This is a genomic window from Paenibacillus validus NBRC 15382, assembly GCF_004000985.1.
GTDB classification, from domain to species: domain Bacteria; phylum Bacillota; class Bacilli; order Paenibacillales; family NBRC-103111; genus Paenibacillus_G; species Paenibacillus_G validus.
The window spans coordinates 144,771-160,576 of the sequence record NZ_BIMH01000003.1; the positions used below are offsets into that span (position 1 = coordinate 144,771).

The 15,806-nt window shown below is 46.5% G+C and carries 14 protein-coding genes; 2 read left to right on the forward strand and 12 right to left on the reverse strand.

What is annotated here, in order from left to right; all coding sequences use genetic code 11:
- Positions 1 to 9: 9 nt before the first annotated feature.
- The 8 genes from pdxA to PVA01S_RS03700 all read right to left on the reverse strand — a co-directional run bounded on the left by pdxA (position 10) and on the right by PVA01S_RS03700 (position 9,326).
- Positions 10 to 1,005 (reverse strand): 4-hydroxythreonine-4-phosphate dehydrogenase PdxA, encoded by a 996-nt coding sequence (pdxA, locus tag PVA01S_RS03665; RefSeq protein WP_127605259.1) that lies wholly within the window; start codon positions 1,003 to 1,005, stop codon positions 10 to 12.
- The gene (locus PVA01S_RS03670) at positions 1,002 to 2,384 is read right to left on the reverse strand and encodes a four-carbon acid sugar kinase family protein (RefSeq protein ID WP_127605261.1); all 1,383 of its coding nucleotides are present in this window, start codon (positions 2,382 to 2,384) and stop codon (positions 1,002 to 1,004) included. The genes pdxA and PVA01S_RS03670 overlap by 4 nt, the downstream gene beginning before the upstream one ends.
- A 479-nt stretch (positions 2,385 to 2,863) precedes the next feature.
- Positions 2,864 to 4,726: a PrpR N-terminal domain-containing protein gene (locus PVA01S_RS03675; RefSeq protein ID WP_127605263.1), complete on the reverse strand. Its 1,863-nt coding sequence runs from the start codon at positions 4,724 to 4,726 to the stop codon at positions 2,864 to 2,866.
- A 215-nt stretch (positions 4,727 to 4,941) separates the two neighbouring features.
- Complete coding sequence (locus PVA01S_RS03680) at positions 4,942 to 5,841, reverse strand: SDR family oxidoreductase (RefSeq protein ID WP_127605265.1); 900 nt, start codon at positions 5,839 to 5,841, stop codon at positions 4,942 to 4,944.
- A 193-nt stretch (positions 5,842 to 6,034) separates the two neighbouring features.
- Positions 6,035 to 6,790: an amino acid ABC transporter ATP-binding protein gene (locus PVA01S_RS03685; RefSeq protein WP_127605267.1), complete on the reverse strand. Its 756-nt coding sequence runs from the start codon at positions 6,788 to 6,790 to the stop codon at positions 6,035 to 6,037.
- A gap of 23 nt (positions 6,791 to 6,813) precedes the next feature.
- Positions 6,814 to 7,527 (reverse strand): amino acid ABC transporter permease, encoded by a 714-nt coding sequence (locus PVA01S_RS03690; protein WP_127605269.1) that lies wholly within the window; start codon positions 7,525 to 7,527, stop codon positions 6,814 to 6,816.
- A 12-nt stretch (positions 7,528 to 7,539) separates the two neighbouring features.
- Positions 7,540 to 8,247, reverse strand: a complete 708-nt coding sequence (locus PVA01S_RS03695) for an amino acid ABC transporter permease (protein WP_127605271.1) — start codon at positions 8,245 to 8,247, stop codon at positions 7,540 to 7,542.
- 185 nt (positions 8,248 to 8,432) lie between these two features.
- Positions 8,433 to 9,326 (reverse strand): transporter substrate-binding domain-containing protein, encoded by an 894-nt coding sequence (locus tag PVA01S_RS03700; protein WP_230876158.1) that lies wholly within the window; start codon positions 9,324 to 9,326, stop codon positions 8,433 to 8,435.
- Positions 9,327 to 9,626: 300 nt separating this feature from the next.
- On the opposite strand from PVA01S_RS03700, the gene PVA01S_RS03705 reads away from it, so the two are divergent.
- Positions 9,627 to 10,793, forward strand: a complete 1,167-nt coding sequence (locus tag PVA01S_RS03705) for an acyl-CoA dehydrogenase family protein (RefSeq protein WP_127605394.1) — start codon at positions 9,627 to 9,629, stop codon at positions 10,791 to 10,793.
- Between the two features lie 256 nt (positions 10,794 to 11,049).
- Complete coding sequence (locus tag PVA01S_RS03710; protein ID WP_127605396.1) at positions 11,050 to 12,174, forward strand: L-dopachrome tautomerase-related protein; 1,125 nt, start codon at positions 11,050 to 11,052, stop codon at positions 12,172 to 12,174.
- Between the two features lie 261 nt (positions 12,175 to 12,435).
- On the opposite strand, the gene PVA01S_RS26990 is transcribed toward PVA01S_RS03710, so the two are convergent.
- Genes PVA01S_RS26990 through PVA01S_RS03725 form a run of 4 tightly spaced genes read right to left on the reverse strand, consistent with a single transcriptional unit; the run spans position 12,436 to position 15,788 of the window.
- Positions 12,436 to 12,825 carry a hypothetical protein gene (locus tag PVA01S_RS26990; protein WP_196426927.1) on the reverse strand — a complete coding sequence of 130 codons (390 nt, stop codon included), beginning with the start codon at positions 12,823 to 12,825 and terminating at the stop codon, positions 12,436 to 12,438.
- Positions 12,798 to 13,508 carry a mannose-1-phosphate guanylyltransferase gene (locus tag PVA01S_RS03715; RefSeq protein ID WP_196426926.1) on the reverse strand — a complete coding sequence of 237 codons (711 nt, stop codon included), beginning with the start codon at positions 13,506 to 13,508 and terminating at the stop codon, positions 12,798 to 12,800. The genes PVA01S_RS26990 and PVA01S_RS03715 overlap by 28 nt, the downstream gene beginning before the upstream one ends.
- The gene (locus PVA01S_RS03720) at positions 13,501 to 14,607 is read right to left on the reverse strand and encodes a glycosyltransferase (RefSeq protein ID WP_127605273.1); all 1,107 of its coding nucleotides are present in this window, start codon (positions 14,605 to 14,607) and stop codon (positions 13,501 to 13,503) included. The genes PVA01S_RS03715 and PVA01S_RS03720 overlap by 8 nt, the downstream gene beginning before the upstream one ends.
- Complete coding sequence (locus tag PVA01S_RS03725) at positions 14,607 to 15,788, reverse strand: glycosyltransferase family 4 protein (protein ID WP_127605275.1); 1,182 nt, start codon at positions 15,786 to 15,788, stop codon at positions 14,607 to 14,609. Before PVA01S_RS03725 ends, PVA01S_RS03720 begins: the two co-directional genes overlap by 1 nt.
- Between the last annotated feature and the right edge of the window lie 18 nt (positions 15,789 to 15,806).

Here is a 15,806-nt window from a genome sequence, read left to right on the forward strand (position 1 = left end):
CCTCCAAACCTATCTTTTTGGCGCCAGCTCCACAGCTTGTCGGACCGCTTCCTTTAAGCTTAATTCGTCAGCTATGCCTTTGCCTGCAATATCAAAGGCCGTACCATGGTCTACGCTGGTGCGGATAATCGGCAGACCGACCGTAATATTCACGCCGGCTTCAAGCCCGAGCACCTTAATCGGCCCATGTCCTTGATCGTGATACATCGCCACGACGATATCGAAATCCCCGCGCACGGCCCGGAAAAATAACGTATCCGCGGGAAGCGGTCCCTGCACGTTGATGTTCTCCGCTTTGGCCCGTTCCACCGCAGGCACAATCTTCTCTTCTTCTTCACCATATCCGAACAAACCATTCTCTCCGGCATGCGGATTAATTCCGCAAACGCAAATCCGGGGATCGGAATAGCCCGCTTTTCTCAGCGTGTCAGCAGCCATTCGAATAACCGAATATACCCGCTCCGGTGTAATCGATTTAACCGCGTCAATGATCCCGATGTGCGTCGTAACGTGAATGACCTTGAGCTTTGGGGAACTCAGCATCATCGCATAGTCTTGGGTTCCGGTTAAATCGGCCAAAATTTCCGTATGTCCGGGATACCGATGCCCGCCTTTATGTAAAGCCTCTTTGTTTAAAGGAGCCGTGCAAATCGCATCGATTAGCCCAAGACGCGCCAGTTCGATCGACTTCTCCAGAAAGCGGAACGCCGCATCCCCCGCTAACGGAGAAACTTGTCCATAAGGCAAATCGCCGGGAAGCAAGTCCATGTCCAGGCAGTAGACGACACCGGCTTCTCCGCTCGCTTCCTCTACCGAGGAGATCGAACGGACACGAAGGCCGGTCTGCAAAAAACGTTCCGCCCGGGTTAAAAATTTAGCGTCCCCAATCACGATGGGGCGGCACTGTTCATGGATGTGCGGATCCTGCAGCGCCTTCATAATAATTTCGGGGCCTACGCCTGCCGCATCCCCCATCGTAATCCCAATCGTCGGTATATCCATCATATATTCCTCCCGCTGCTAAGTCCTTGTGCGCCGGTCTGATCGGCAACCCCGCCGCCGCTCATCGGAGAATGCCCCAGGCTCCTGATGGCACGGGCCGCAATAAGCATCGAATGACGATGGCCAAAGGCGCCGGCTTTCGTCACTATAGGCATCGTCCATGCGCCCTCTGTCAAACAGAGCGGAAGCCCCTCTTCCACTTCATCGATGATCCGTAAGCTGCGGACACCCAGGTGCTTGCATGTGCGATAGGCGATGTCTCCACCGGTTAATACAGCTCCCGCTAGCGATCCTTGCGACATAATGGCCGCTGCCAGCTTGCCCATGCCGTCGGCAATCCGATCTCCCCCATCCATGCCGCCGATGCCAGACTCCTGCAAGAACGCTTGAACCTGATTGCGCTTGGCGGCGGATACATCCGTGGAGATCACTACGCTTTTACCGGAAGCGATGCACTGCTTCGCCTTGCTGCTTATCGTTTCGATTTCCAGCAGTCTGTCATTTCCTTTATCCCCGTTCGCTTCGTCCAGAAATATCAGGGGGTCGATCAACAATGACTCAAATCCATCCTGCTTCAGACATTCAACCTGCCCGAGCGTCACGGCGCTGACGCTGCCGGCCATCACTAACACAGGAGGCCCCCCGCTGCCCTCCGTCGGCTGTACCGTCTGCAGCATCTGCCGGGGGTATTGCCCGGCCAGCGCCTCGGCAAGCCCTGCCGCTCCAACCCAGAGCACCCGCTGACCGGACAGTTCGGCGACAATCTGCTTGATATCGTCTTCCGTTGCGCTGTCAAAGACAACAACGTTTTCTCCCGCACGCTGCAGCGCCTCGAGCTGGGACAACCACGCCCCGCTGCGAATCGTACTGATTCCGATCTCGCCGATCGAACAGTTCCACTGGCGTCTGATGATTTCGGAGACCTTCGAATGCGTAACCGGGAATTTGGGATCACGCGAGATCTCGCTATCTTCCAGCAGCTGCTGATGCACCAGTTGATAGCCGCCGACGGTTTTTCTTCCCTTCTGCGGATAAGCGGGAACCACGATCGCCGCCTTGAACAAGCCCGTTTCCATACATGCTTGAATTTCTTTACCGACATTGCCGCGCAAAGTGGAATCGATTTTTTTAAATACAATCTGATAGCTGCTCAAATCGATCGATTCGAGCAGCCGTCCCCATTTCCGGTAAGCCTCCTCCGGCGATAATGAGCGACTTTCCACATTAATTACACATGCTGTGCCTTCTGATGCAGGATCAGGTAGTTGGCAATCATCGATGCATACCACCGTAGGGATTCCGTGTTTAGCAAACTGAACGCCGGAATCGTTCGCCCCGGTCAGGTCGTCTGAAACAATTATGATGTTGTCCACTAGCCTCACCTCTGATTGACATTATGCCCACCGCTCCTTCAAATAAGAACGGATTATTCAAACAGCATTGTGCATAAGAGCACGATGTCGCCCGGCTTGATTTTTGCCGTGCGATGACACAAGCGACCTGCTTGGCTTGCAGCTGCCGCATCAGATTAAACAGCCGTTTGACCTCATTGCTGGATAAAGGGGCCTTTTTGCAACATCGATCATCAGCCAACATTGTTGCAAAATGTATTTTTCAAAGCTTATGGCTTTACTTTATTTCGATTGTATCAGCCGTAGTTACAATTATCAACATATATTTTCCTGTTTATTGTTTTATTTTTAAACAATTTGGCTATGTGAAAAGGCCAGCCGAATGCCGGCTGGCCTGATCCCGCGAAAATCCCCTCCAACTACACTGGATTCGTCTCCACCAGCGCTGTTTTCTTAAGGGGATGCTCTCCTGCTTATGAACTGTTGTTTTTTGCAGCGGTAACCTTCCGCTACTCCTGGTTCAGTTTCCTCCATAGCGTTGTCCGGTTTATGCCTAACCGTTTGGCCGTCGTCGACTGATTGAAACCTTCCTGCTCCAGAACGATCCGAATAATATCCCGTTCGATCTCCTCCAGCGTCCGGTCTTTGCCGACCAACTGCCGCAATGCCCCCTCCGGAGCCGGGCGTTCGAAGATCGAGGCAAGAATCGGCTCGGCTTGCTGCATGGTCACAAACGAGCCGTCGCTGGATTCGATCAATACCTTAAGCACACGCTTTAATTCCAGCATATTTCCCGGCCAATGATAAGACTTCAGCAGCTTCATCACATCCGGCTTAATGCCCAAAACCTGCTTGCCCAACGATCGGTTCATTTCGGCCAAGTACCAGAACACCAGGTGATCCAGATCTTCGATGAAAGAACGAAGCGGAGGCATATGAATCATGTGCGGCTGCAGCAGAGTGAACAGCTGCCGGTCAAATTCATTCGCCCTGACCTTCTCCTCCAGATCGTCCGATGTGGAAACGATCAATCGGAACGGGGGAGTGAAACTATAAGCCCCCTCTCCCCGTCGGTTTGAAGCTTGCAGCATGGCAGCCAGCCTGCGCTGCGATGGCAGCGGAACATACTCGATATTATGAATATACAGTGTCCCCGCTTCCGCTCTGAGTACAAGCGCATTCTCGTCGCTCTCGCCGCTATCCGAACCAAAGAGCAAGCGGCCTAGCTGATCGGAAGGAGTTAGATCGGCATACAGGACGACAAAGGGCCCTTTATGATAACCGCTGCGATTGTGCATCGCTTCGGCCAGCGACCGTTTCCCTGTGCCCGACTCTCCCACGATGACAATCGGATCGGCAAGCTCGCTCCACTGCTCCGCCCTATCCATGTAGGAAGCTTTAATAAAGTCCGTTTTCACAAAATGCTGGAATTGGCTCGCGGGCGGGGAGAAGCGGTCCTCCTCGGCACGCCGGAATTGCTGCTGCAGCAGCCGAATGTCTTCCTTCCGGTAAATGGTGTAGTTCATCCCCCCGTCCGCCATGGGCTTGCCGTAAATTAGCAAGCCCTGATTGTAATGGGCCTTGCCGACAACCACTTGAACAAATTCTTCCCCCCTGTCAGCCTCCAGCGAGATTTGGGCCTGCGTTAGGAAGTCCCCCCATTTCATTCGCACAGCTTGCTCGGCGCTCACCCCGAAGATTTCGGCGGCCGTTTGGTTGTAAAACTGGATAGACCCATCCGCATGCACCCCGATCACGCCTTGTCCCATCGTATTTAGCAGTTGTTTGATAAAGGCCATTTCCTGATGTTTTTCAAGACGCGATAACACCGTTTCCTTGGCCCGTTCAAGTACTTCGAGGATAGCCTCACGGCCGGATGTGATCAGAATCGCCTTCAGTCCGTAGTTCTCCGAGGTAGCCACCGTAATCACGTCGCCAATCACAAGACTCACACCCTGCTCCTTGGCCTGCTGAACGGCACTGGCCGCCTGATCCTCGTGATGAATCACGAATTTCATCACCTGCATGTCCAACAGCTCCGCAATCGTGTCAACGCCATTCACAATGTTCGGAAAGCCGATAATGCCGACCTTACCGGGATATTCCTTAAGAAAAGTCAACGAGCGCAAAATATCATAACCGTTGACGGCAATTTCAATGACAGGGATGCGTACATGCTGACGAATCAGCTTAGCCGTTCCCCCGCGGCTTATAATAACGTCATATTTTTGCTGCTCCGCCGCCTTGGCGATCGTTAACCCCTGCTGCAGGTCGCCAACCTCGGCATGTATTTCATACGGAAGCTCTTCCGCCATATCTTCCAATAAATCCTTCAACCCTCTATAAGGTGCGATAATCAAAAATTTAAACATCAACGGCCCCCCATGCTCTCAAAAAGCAATGCCGCTTCGCCTATAACGAAGCAATTTCACACTCAATATGATGCAATATTCATCAGTTACATTATACACAAATCTTTATTTCTTGTCTTTCGTTAATTTAATGTATCATTTCGAAACACAATTTATGGCATACAATTATATAAGGCTTTCGTAACGGAAAGCCTTTCAAACTTGCCTTTATCAGCTCAAGTTTCCGTCATCACGCCGCCGTTCACGTGAAGCACCTGTCCCGTTACATAGGAGGAATCGTCCGATGCCAAATAAATGTAGGTCGGCGCAAGCTCGAACGGCTGTCCGGCGCGCTTCATGGGCGTTTCCAAACCGAACGTTTTTACATATTCGGCCGAATAGCTGGATACGATGAGCGGGGTCCAAATCGGGCCGGGTGCCACGGCATTGACCCGGATGCCCTTGCTGACCAATTGAAGCGACAGCGAACGGGTGAACGATACGACCGCGCCTTTGGTTGAAGAATAATCGATAAGTAAAGGGGCGCCTGCATAAGCGGTAACGGATGCCGTCGATATAATGGTGCTTCCCGGCTTCAAATAAGGAAGCGCGGCCTTCGTTAAGTAGAAATGGGGAAAAATGTTGGTACGGTACGTATCCTCAAGCTGCTCGTCGGAAATATCCAATATGCTTTCCTGGGGGAACTGGACCGCTTGGTTCAAAATAAGCACATCCAGCTTCCCGAAGCATTCCAATGTTCTTCCTACCGCTTCCGCGGAAAAAGCGGGCCGGCGCAAATCGCCTTCGATCAGTAGGCAGCGGCGCCCGTAACTCTCCACCATGCGCTTGGTCGCTTCGGCGTCTACGCGTTCATACAAGTAAACGATCGCCATATCCGCCCCTTCTTTGGCGAAGCCGATCGCGACGGCGCGGCCGATGCCGCTGTCGCCTCCGGTAATCATGGCGATTTTCCCAGCCAACTTGCCGCTTCCCTTGTATTCGGGATTGTCGGATAGGGGTGCCGGGTTCATCAAGTACTCCAAGCCTGGCTGTACGTCCTGATGCTGCGGCGGAAAAGTGATCGGCACCTGGCGGCAGCGTGATTCATAGCCGTAATAGGGATACATCGGAATCATGGCGAATCCTCCATTGCTTTTATAGTCAAAAGCAGAATATTCGCCCAGTCTCCGGTTGGTGCCCATCATGGTGTATTTTATTTTTGTGCTAATGAAGAACGCTTTTATGCCGATTCTATTCTGATGCGTTAACATAGGTTAATGATGATCGGCACGAAGCAATCGGCTAAGCGAGACGGGGAACACGCAAACTTTAAATATAATAAGTAAAATCGCCCGGCAGCACCCTTTTTAAGAACTGTTGTGTTCTTTCTTCTTTCGGATCTGTGAAAATTTCCTTAGGGGTCCCTTCTTCTACTATGACTCCGCCATCCATAAAGATAACCTTGTTGGCTACATCCTTCGCAAAAGACATTTCATGAGTAACAACTAACATGGTCGTTCCTTCCTTGGCGATATCCTTCATGACTGTTAGCACCTCTCCGACTAATTCCGGATCCAGTGAAGAAGTGGGTTCATCAAATAGAATGATGTCGGGATTTAAAGCGACTGCTCTTGCAATTCCAACTCTTTGCTGCTGTCCGCCCGACAATTGACTCGGATAGGCATTATATTTTTTTGACAGGCCCACTTTATCCAATGCTGCTTTACCCATCTCATTTGCTTCTTTTTTGGGGACCTTTCTTCCAACAATAAGCCCTTCCGTTACATTTTCTAATGCTGTTTTGTTATTGAACAGATTATAATTTTGAAATACAAAAGCGATCTTTTGCCTGATTCCATGAATTTGTTTTTTTGATGCTGCCTTAAGATTAACTTCAGTATCTCCGAAGGTGGCCTGCCCTTGATCTGCTTTTTCAAGAAAGTTGATGCATCTAAGCAAGGTTGTCTTACCGGAGCCGCTTGGCCCGAGTATTACTACAACATCACCCTTCTCTATTTTCAAGTCTACTCCTTTTAAAATCTCATTTTTTCCAAATGCTTTATGTACATTTCTAATCTCTAACACCTTATTTGCCTCCTACTTCATTCTCAGGCATTGGCTGTTTTATACGTTATTAAACGTTTTTCATACCACTTAAATCCGTATTCCACAAGACTACATATAATTAAATATACTAGAAAGATATCGATATAAGCCTCAACATAGTTGTACCCTACATTGGCCGCCACTTTGGCTTTTAACGTAATTTCTTGCAATGACATTGCATAACCCAACGATGTGGCTTTAATTAGATTGGTCGTTGCTGTACAAATATTCGGTAATGCTACAACTAACGCCTGTGGAATAATAATTCTTCTAAATGCCTGCACATTTGTTAATCCAACAGACAGCGCAGCTTCCAGTTGTCCCTTACTTACTATGCTTAATGCGGATCGAAACACTTCTATCAGAGTTGCTGTCGTATATAAGGAAAAGACAATGAACGCGTACCAAATCGGGTTTACTTTGTAAATATCAGCTTCGATATTAAACTTGGCAAATAGCGTAGACATCAATAAAGGGACACTGCTGTATACAATAAAAATTTGAACAATAACCGGCGTTCCTCTTACAAAAGAAACATAGATCTGTGCAACATGATTTAAAACCGGAATTTGATTTATTCTTGTTAATGCACCCAAAAAACCTAACGGTACCGCAATTAGTAAAGCTACAAATGTAATAACCAACGCTATAGGAGCCCCTGACAATGCTACAAAAAATGCATCCACTAAAAACTCATAATTTAGACCTTCCGACACTCTGTAGCCTCCTTATGCGGTTTTTAAAACTTGTTTTCCTTTACTAAATACTTTTTCTAATAGTAGAAAGAGCCGTTCAATAGCAATCGATATGACCCAGTAAATCATAGATAATGCAAGATAAGTTTCTAATGCATGGGCATTATAGTTACTTGCGATAATTAGACTCGCTTTTCCTATGACATCTATCAACCCGATTGTATATGCTAAAGATCCTTCTTTAATCAACGCAAGCAAGCTGTTACCGAAGTTGGGTAATGCCACTACAAAAGCCTGTGGTAAAATGATTCTCCTGTAAGCTTGTATAGGACTTAATCCTACACTTACCGCAGCCTCATATTGTCCTCTGTCTATAGATTCATACGCTGTTCGAATCACCTCAGACATAGCCGCTGCGAATTGAAGCGAAAAGGTAATCACAACAAATACAATTTTATCAACGTCGTTCAGATCTATGCCGAAACTATTCGAAATTGCCGGAATACCATAATAAGTTAAGAATAGAAGAACAATAGAGGGCGTACATCTTAATGTTGTTGTATAGCCATAGGCGATTTTCTTGGCCATCTCGTTTTTTCCCATTTTCGCCACTGCTATGATGAACCCCAGGAGCGTTCCGAACAGTACAGATAAACCGGCTACCATAAATGTCACTTTTAAAAATGGAAGTAGCATGGGGATGGATTCCAGTATGTATTTCGCTTCGAAATATTGGCTCATATTTCGCCTCCATTCTCGTTCACTGCTTTAAAAAAAGCTAATAACCCTATAATTTCAGGGTCTTTAATCGCAAAAAACTTGCCACTCTTTACATATTAAGGTTTATTGAGGTTACCCCACACCCCATTCCCTTAATAAAGTGACAAGCTGCGACCTCAAACATTTAGTTCGATTAACCATTGCTGTTATCTCTTAACGCCATCTAATACCTCGAACAAATCTTTGCCATAGAATTTTACGCTAAGTTCATTTGTTTTCTTTTCTTTTTGCAGCTTTTTAATGGCTTCATCATAAGCATCTGCAAATTCCTGTTCTTTTTTGTTGAACAACGGCCAGGTTTTGATGACTGCGAACTCATTGTAAACCACATCATTTGCTAATTTATGATAGGGACCATCGGGTTCAACTACCTGCTTATTAAAAGGACCCTCAATCATGACTCCTCCGTCTACACGACCTTCGTTTACCCATTGAACGACGTCTACTGTGAATGAATCTCCAGCTTGCAGTTTTACTTTATTGTTTGGATTAGCCTTGTTGTATTCATCAATAATTGTATATTGCGCATTGTTAGCAGCAATAGGTGCTAAAGTCAAACCAGCTGAAGCAAATGCTGACAAAGTTTTAATATTTTCATTTGTTTTCTTTAACACAAGTCCTGTACTGCTCAATCCTAAGAATTCTTTAGGAAAGATAAATTTCTTGGTTCTTTCCTCTGTCCAGAAAGCATTTTTTACACCTACCTGGTATTTCCCTTGTTCAACGCCTAACAATAAGTCATCACTTGACGTTCCAATGTAATCGAATTCGTATTCCGGAAGTAATTCATCCACCAATTTCATAACCTCTACATCGTATCCTGTTGGATTTCCCTTTTCATCTAACCAGGAGATCGGTTTTGAAGCCTGATCATAGGCTACTTTTACTTTTCTGACTTTTGAATCTTTATCTGCATGAGCTGAACCGGTTGCTGCGTCTGTTGCTTTACCGGAAGTTGCGCTTGATCCGCATCCTGATAATAGAACTACGAACGCTAAACCTAATGCTGCGACATTTAAAAACTTTTTATTTCTCATCATACAAATCTCCTTTTTATGGTTTATTTCATGATTGTTTTTTCTAAAATCGCCCAAGCCGCTGGACGTCCAGCAGGCGTATCATCCAATGCATCCAAATATTAACATAACAATTCCAATCAGTAAAGACGGAATTAGATAAAAATGGATGTTGCCACCAACGAAGTCACCCGTCTCCAGCAAAAGAATACAATAATTCTTGACAATTTTAATCGCCGGAAATATGATTTAAAACATTAAACATATGGGTATTGTTGGTTATTTCTGGTTTCAATTTTACCCATAAGCGGGGGAATGAACGTGATGAACTTATTTATACGAAATGAAACCCAAAAAGAATGGTTACGAAGACTAAACGAGAAGCAAACCGTATTTAAGAATAAGGCTGATCGAATCGATGAATTGGCCATTTTCCCAACAGAAAACGTTCTCGAGTTAATTGATATGGGGTATACCAGATCCACGCTTTCAAAGACGTACGGTGGTGAAGGTTTAAAAATATATGATATGGTACTCCTCCAAGAAACACTCGCTAGCTTTGATGCTTCGACAGCCCTTTCAATTGGCTGGCATCTATCTGTTGTAGGGGAGATATTCGAGAAAAAGCATTGGACTACTAGCGACCTGGATTTTATAGCTGGGGAAGTTGTTAAGGGAGCTTTAATCAACCGTGCGGCTAGTGAGGCTCAAACAGGCAGCCCGACTAGAGGTGGACGCCCCGAAACAAAGGCTGTAAAAAAAGGGGAGCATTGGATTATTTCAGGACGTAAGATTTTTACAACATTGTCCCCCGTTTTAACTTATTTTCTTGTTTCTGCATGGATTGAAGAACAACAAACGATCGGATATTTTTTATTGCATAAAGACTTGGAAGGACTCCAAATCGAGGAAACATGGGATACCATTTCATTACGAGGAACAGGGAGTCATGATCTTGTCCTGGAACAGGTAGTCGTTAATCATAATAAGCTTGTCGAACTCAATAATCTTCCTTCAGGCAAGGAATTGAATGGCTGGCTACTTCACATTCCGGCTTGTTATCTTGGCATTGCACAAGCTGCACGAGACTATGCCTTACAATTTGCCAATCAATATTCACCTAATAGTATAAGTGGACCGATTAGTCAACTATCTAATGTCCAACATTTAATAGGTGAAATGGATCTTGAATTAATGAAAGCAAGACATTTTTTATATAGCGTTGCAGAGGCCTACGATGATGTAACACGGAGGGATTATCTTTCAACCGAGCTTGGCGCCGCAAAACATGCCGTTACAAACTCCGCTATCACTATTGTCGATAAAGCAATGAGACTCGTTGGAATCAAAAGTCTTCACCGTAATAATCCTCTGCAAAGATACTATCGAGATGTAAGAGCTGGTTTGCATAATCCACCCATGGATAATGTAACTCTACAAAAAATAGCTTTAGCCGCAATCGAACAAGAGAAAGCAAAAGTTGCAACCTAAAAGCCGCGAGGTACATCTCAATTTGCAGCCAAAGGCTGTGCACTCATGGCCCTTCGACTGGAACCCGCACCATCTTCCGCTATAGGCATATATCTATAAGATCAGGTGATGATCATGATTAACCAACAGTGGGAGGCTATATATGATGCAGCACCCTAATGGGCAGAATCCCCGTCAGCAGTCCCCTTATCGACAAGCGTTTTACCAGCTGCAAAATCCCGTTTCAAAAGAAATCCAGCCAATAGGCCAATATCAAATGATCTTCCATTGGAATCGATTGGATTGGAACTTTCCTGACTTAAAGATGAAACAGGATTTTGAAACCAATCAATATTGGAAAAAGGCGATGCCTGCCGGAGTAAAGGTCGACCAGCAAGGCCATTATTACGTTTCGGTGCCCCGCTGGGCTGATGGCATTCCTTCCACCATGAATCGAATCATAATCAAAGACGGGAAACCACTCTTGGAGGCTTTCCCGAGTTGGGAATGGAATCAAGCGGGCAATGTCCATGTTCTCCAATCCGTTCTAGGTTATGAAATTGATGAATATAACCGGATGTGGCTGCTGGATCAAGGAAAGATTGCCTACGCCCCTTCTCCGGAAGGGTCGCAGAAGCTGATCGTCTGGGATTTGAATACCAACCGGATGATCGACTCCATTATCATCCCGAATGAGATTGCGCCGTACCGGACTTCTTTTTTAAATGATGTGATCGTGGACAATAAGAATGGTTTTGTCTATATAACCGATTCTGGTTGCGGTTGGCCGGATCACCCGCTTGACGGCGGTATTATTGTGTATAACATGAGAACGAGAACGCTCAGACGGGTGCTCGATCGGCATTACAGTACACAGGATTTTCCCGATTTTCATTTTCAAATTGACTATAAGCCGGTATTCAAGGATAAACCTCTTCGAATCGGAGCTGACGGCATCGCCTTATCCGCGGATCGTTCCACGTTGTATTACTGCCAGGTCACAGGGCGCAATCTATATGCACTTGATACTTCGCTGTTAAGAAACTTTACTACGCCGTTAGAAGAAATCCGCAAGGCCGTGCGGGCCATTGGCAGCAAGCGCACGACCACCGATGGGATGCACGCGGATAATAAGGGAAATGTGTTCTACACCATGCTGGAAGGAAAGGGAGTAGGCATCTATACACCTTCCAGCCATACATTCCATGATTTTGTGTCTGACGACCGAATGCTATGGGTGGACGGGGTCGCTTTTGATCAAAAGGGCTCCATTATCTTCAACAGCAACCGCCTGCACGAGATGTTTGGGGGCTATGAGATGGATTGGACCTATCCCTATAACCTTATCATTTGGAAAGCATTTGTCGGCCATGGCGTCAAGTCGTACTTGTATGCCGATTGATAACCGATGAGCCTGGCTTCTACCGTGCAATGACATCCGTGGAGGGAAAACATGCCGTTATTTATGATAACGGTTCGCCTTAACCCCTCTAACGGCGAAACAAAAAAGGCACCTGGCAGGTGCCTTTTTTTGTGACAGAAGTTCAATACGCTGAACCATGGTTGTGCAAAATACAATTCGCCGCCGCGTGTTTATTGCCAATAGACGAGTACCTGTTCCCCCTCAACAACGACGATTAGACTGGCGGCGTTCAAGGGAAGGTTACATATATTCAATCATACCTTTCTCTTTCAGCATATCGACGATTTCTTTGACAGACTGCGCTTTATCTCTGGGACAAATTAATAGGGCATCTTCGGTGTCGGCAATGATTAAACCGTCTATGCCTATTGTCGTAATCAGTCTGCCGTTCCCATATATGATCGAATTCCGGGTATCAATGCCCATGTAGTTCGCTTTCACAATGTTCCCAAATTCATCCGGCGGGAATATGGCGCCGAGCGCATCCCAACTGCCGATATCATTCCAACCAAAATTGCCGGATAGAACCACTACTTCATCACAGCGTTCGAGGATGCCGTAATCAATTGATATATTTTGAAGCGTCGGATAAATCCTGTTAATTATTTCATCTTCTTGTTCCGTACCCAAATACTCGCAAGCATTGTCTTATAAAGTCTGGGCAAATAACGTTTAAAATTTTCGATAATAACGGATGTTTTCCAAATGAAGATACCGCTGTTCCATAAATAATGTCCGGAGGAGAGGTAATCCTGCGCCCTTTGGAAATTCGGTTTTTCCACAAATTCGGCTACCTCATATACCGCAACGGGATTCATAGCGATAGGTACGTTATCGTAAGAAATATAGCCATACCCTGTAGAAGGAAATGTTGGCTTGATGCCAATGGTCACGATTTTATCCGTTTCAATGGCTACCGTACAAGCTTCGTCTAACGTCGATCGAAATTGATTTTCATCAGTAATGTAATGATCGGAAGGCAATACGACCATTAGTGACTCACCGTGAAATTTTTCTATGGACAGCGCCGCAAAAAGAATGCTGGCCGCTGTGTTTCGGGCGACGGGTTCGATCAAAATATTGCCCCTCAATACACTGCTGTGCATAATGCTCTCCAGCAATACCGCCTGGGAACGATTCGTGACGATTACCGTATTTTCCTGGGGGATGATTCCTTTAAACCGTTCAATCGTATCGTTCAACATAATATCATTACCGCTTATATTAAGCAGCTGCTTCGGTGTTTCCTGTCGGGAAAGCGGCCAGAAGCGGGTACCGCCTCCGCCTGCAAGTATCGTGGCGAATTTATTCATGATGCATCACCAGATGGGCAATCGAGTAGGAAATAATACTTTCCGATCCTTGATTAAGGTTCAGTCCGGTTGAATGTATGCCGTCGTAGCAGCCGCCGGTTTGTGGATCAATGAGCGGCACGTTCAATGAATTGCGGCCTTTGTACCAATCGTAGCATAAGGTTGCCCGTTTTAAGTAAGCAGAATCATCAAATGCGATCGCCGCTTCTTTACAAGCCAGCAGCATCTCGGAGGCTTCTATGGGCTGCTCATCATAGGGGGCGGCAGCTTCGCCGCGAAGCTGCCAGCCGTGGCTGCCGACGGGCTTGAAATAGCCTTCGGGCGAGAAGGTTTTGGACACCAAGAAATCCAGGCTCTCCCTGGCAGTTTCCTTAAGGTCGGTTCTGCCTGTGATACGGGCAGCGTTTAGCAATGCCCAGGGCAGCGTCGAATTGCCATAGGTCAAACTATCCTCAAACCAATGCCAGCCATTGCCCTTGTTCCGAATATATTGATGGTGTAGTCTGACCGCCATATTCTCGATCAGGTCGGTGATGAAAACTCTTGGCAAAAATTCCTCCGTTTTCTTACTGACTTCCGTATGCGGAAACGGAAACGAATAACTCAATGCATGAGGTGTCTCAAGCAGGCAACTTAGTCCGATTATGGCATAAGCTTGGGCGCGGGGAGATTCCAAAGCTTGTAGATGCGGTAATGCCTGATTGATCATGAAACGGCAGGTGTTCTTTATATTTTCCGGTACGGAAGAGGATTGGGAGAGTGTAAATCCCAGCGCCCACAGGGTCCGTCCTTGGCAGTCCTCGGAGCCTCTGTCCTCAAGGAATGTACGGTTATAATCCATAAAGTTTCTAAAGTTTCCATCCTCATTCTGGGCGTAATGAATGAAAGAGGCGTAAGTATGGATTAGGTCCAGCGCGCTCGCTTCTCTTCTGCTGTCATATAATAAAACGGCGGCGATTAACGCCCGCGCATTATCATCTGTCGTATACCCTTTGGAGCGGTCGGGAACCCCGAATTTAGTATGCTGAAAGATCCCGGTATCGTCCGTGAGCCTTCGAATATAATCAGTCTTCAATGGCGAGACGGTTTGTAAATTCATTAAATCACACTCCTTTTGAATAAATCGGGGGCCGCTATACTTTCTTGAATGATGGCTGCGTAGGACTTGGCTATTTCGCCCCAAATCATTGTCCGGCCGAGTGCCAGCGTATGAGCTTCCATTTCTTTCACCAAAGCCGGGTCGCCCAGGAGCTTTAGGATGCAGGCTTCCAACGAGGAGGAGTCGCGAAAATCCGCCAGCAAGCCTCTTCCTTCCGCTAGCATTTCCTCGGCATAGCGGTAAGGTGTAGAAACGATGACCCGTCCATACCCGACGCCGTAAGCCAGTGTGCCACTGACCGCTTGATCCTTGCCTAAGTAAGGGGTCATATAAACGTCTGACATGACTAGAGATTGAATCACTTCCTCTTGCGTCAACAGCTTGTCGACGAAAAGCACGTTATCTGTCAATTCAAGCTTTTTTACAAGATCCATGAGCTTCTGTCTATACGCCTCGCCTTTTTCTTGCTTGACTACTGGATGCGTCTTGCCCCATATGATATAGAGGGAATCAGGGTGCTGGGTAACGACTCCCCGCATAGCCTCTATGCCGTATTCGATCCCTTTGCCAGGGCTCAAGAAGCCGAAGGTAGAAATGATTTTACGATCTGCAAAACCATATTGTTCTTTCAGTTTTGATCTTGATTCGGTTTCTACATCAGGCACGCCATGGTGTATGAAAGCTATTTTGTCGGCATCGATATCATAAATCGTGATCAGATCCCTCACAGTAGATTGAGCCATCGTCACGACTTTCACGCTTAATTCCGCCAAACGGTTCATAATAAGCCGCTGTTTGGTAGTGGGCTTTGTCAGTACGGTATGGAATATCACCATGTATGGAATGCGCAGTCTTTCAACGAAAGGGATCAGATATTCCCCGCTCTCTCCGCCATAAATGCCGAATTCATGCTGAATGACAAGAAGATCAACATCCGTGAGATTAAGATGATCGACCGCTTCGTTATAATCCGACAATTCGTGTTGATCGATTTGCATCATGACTTGTTCTTTATAGCTGTAAGACTCGTTATTGTTGACTGCTATAATACGAGGTTTATCAAAACCTTTAATCTGTGTAAATTCGTCCAATAAATCCTGCGTAAATGTAGCAATGCCGCATTCTCTCGGCAGGCTGGTACCTAGAAAAACGATATTCCGATTGCTGTTGGTATCGACCATAAATGTGAGAGCCTCCTT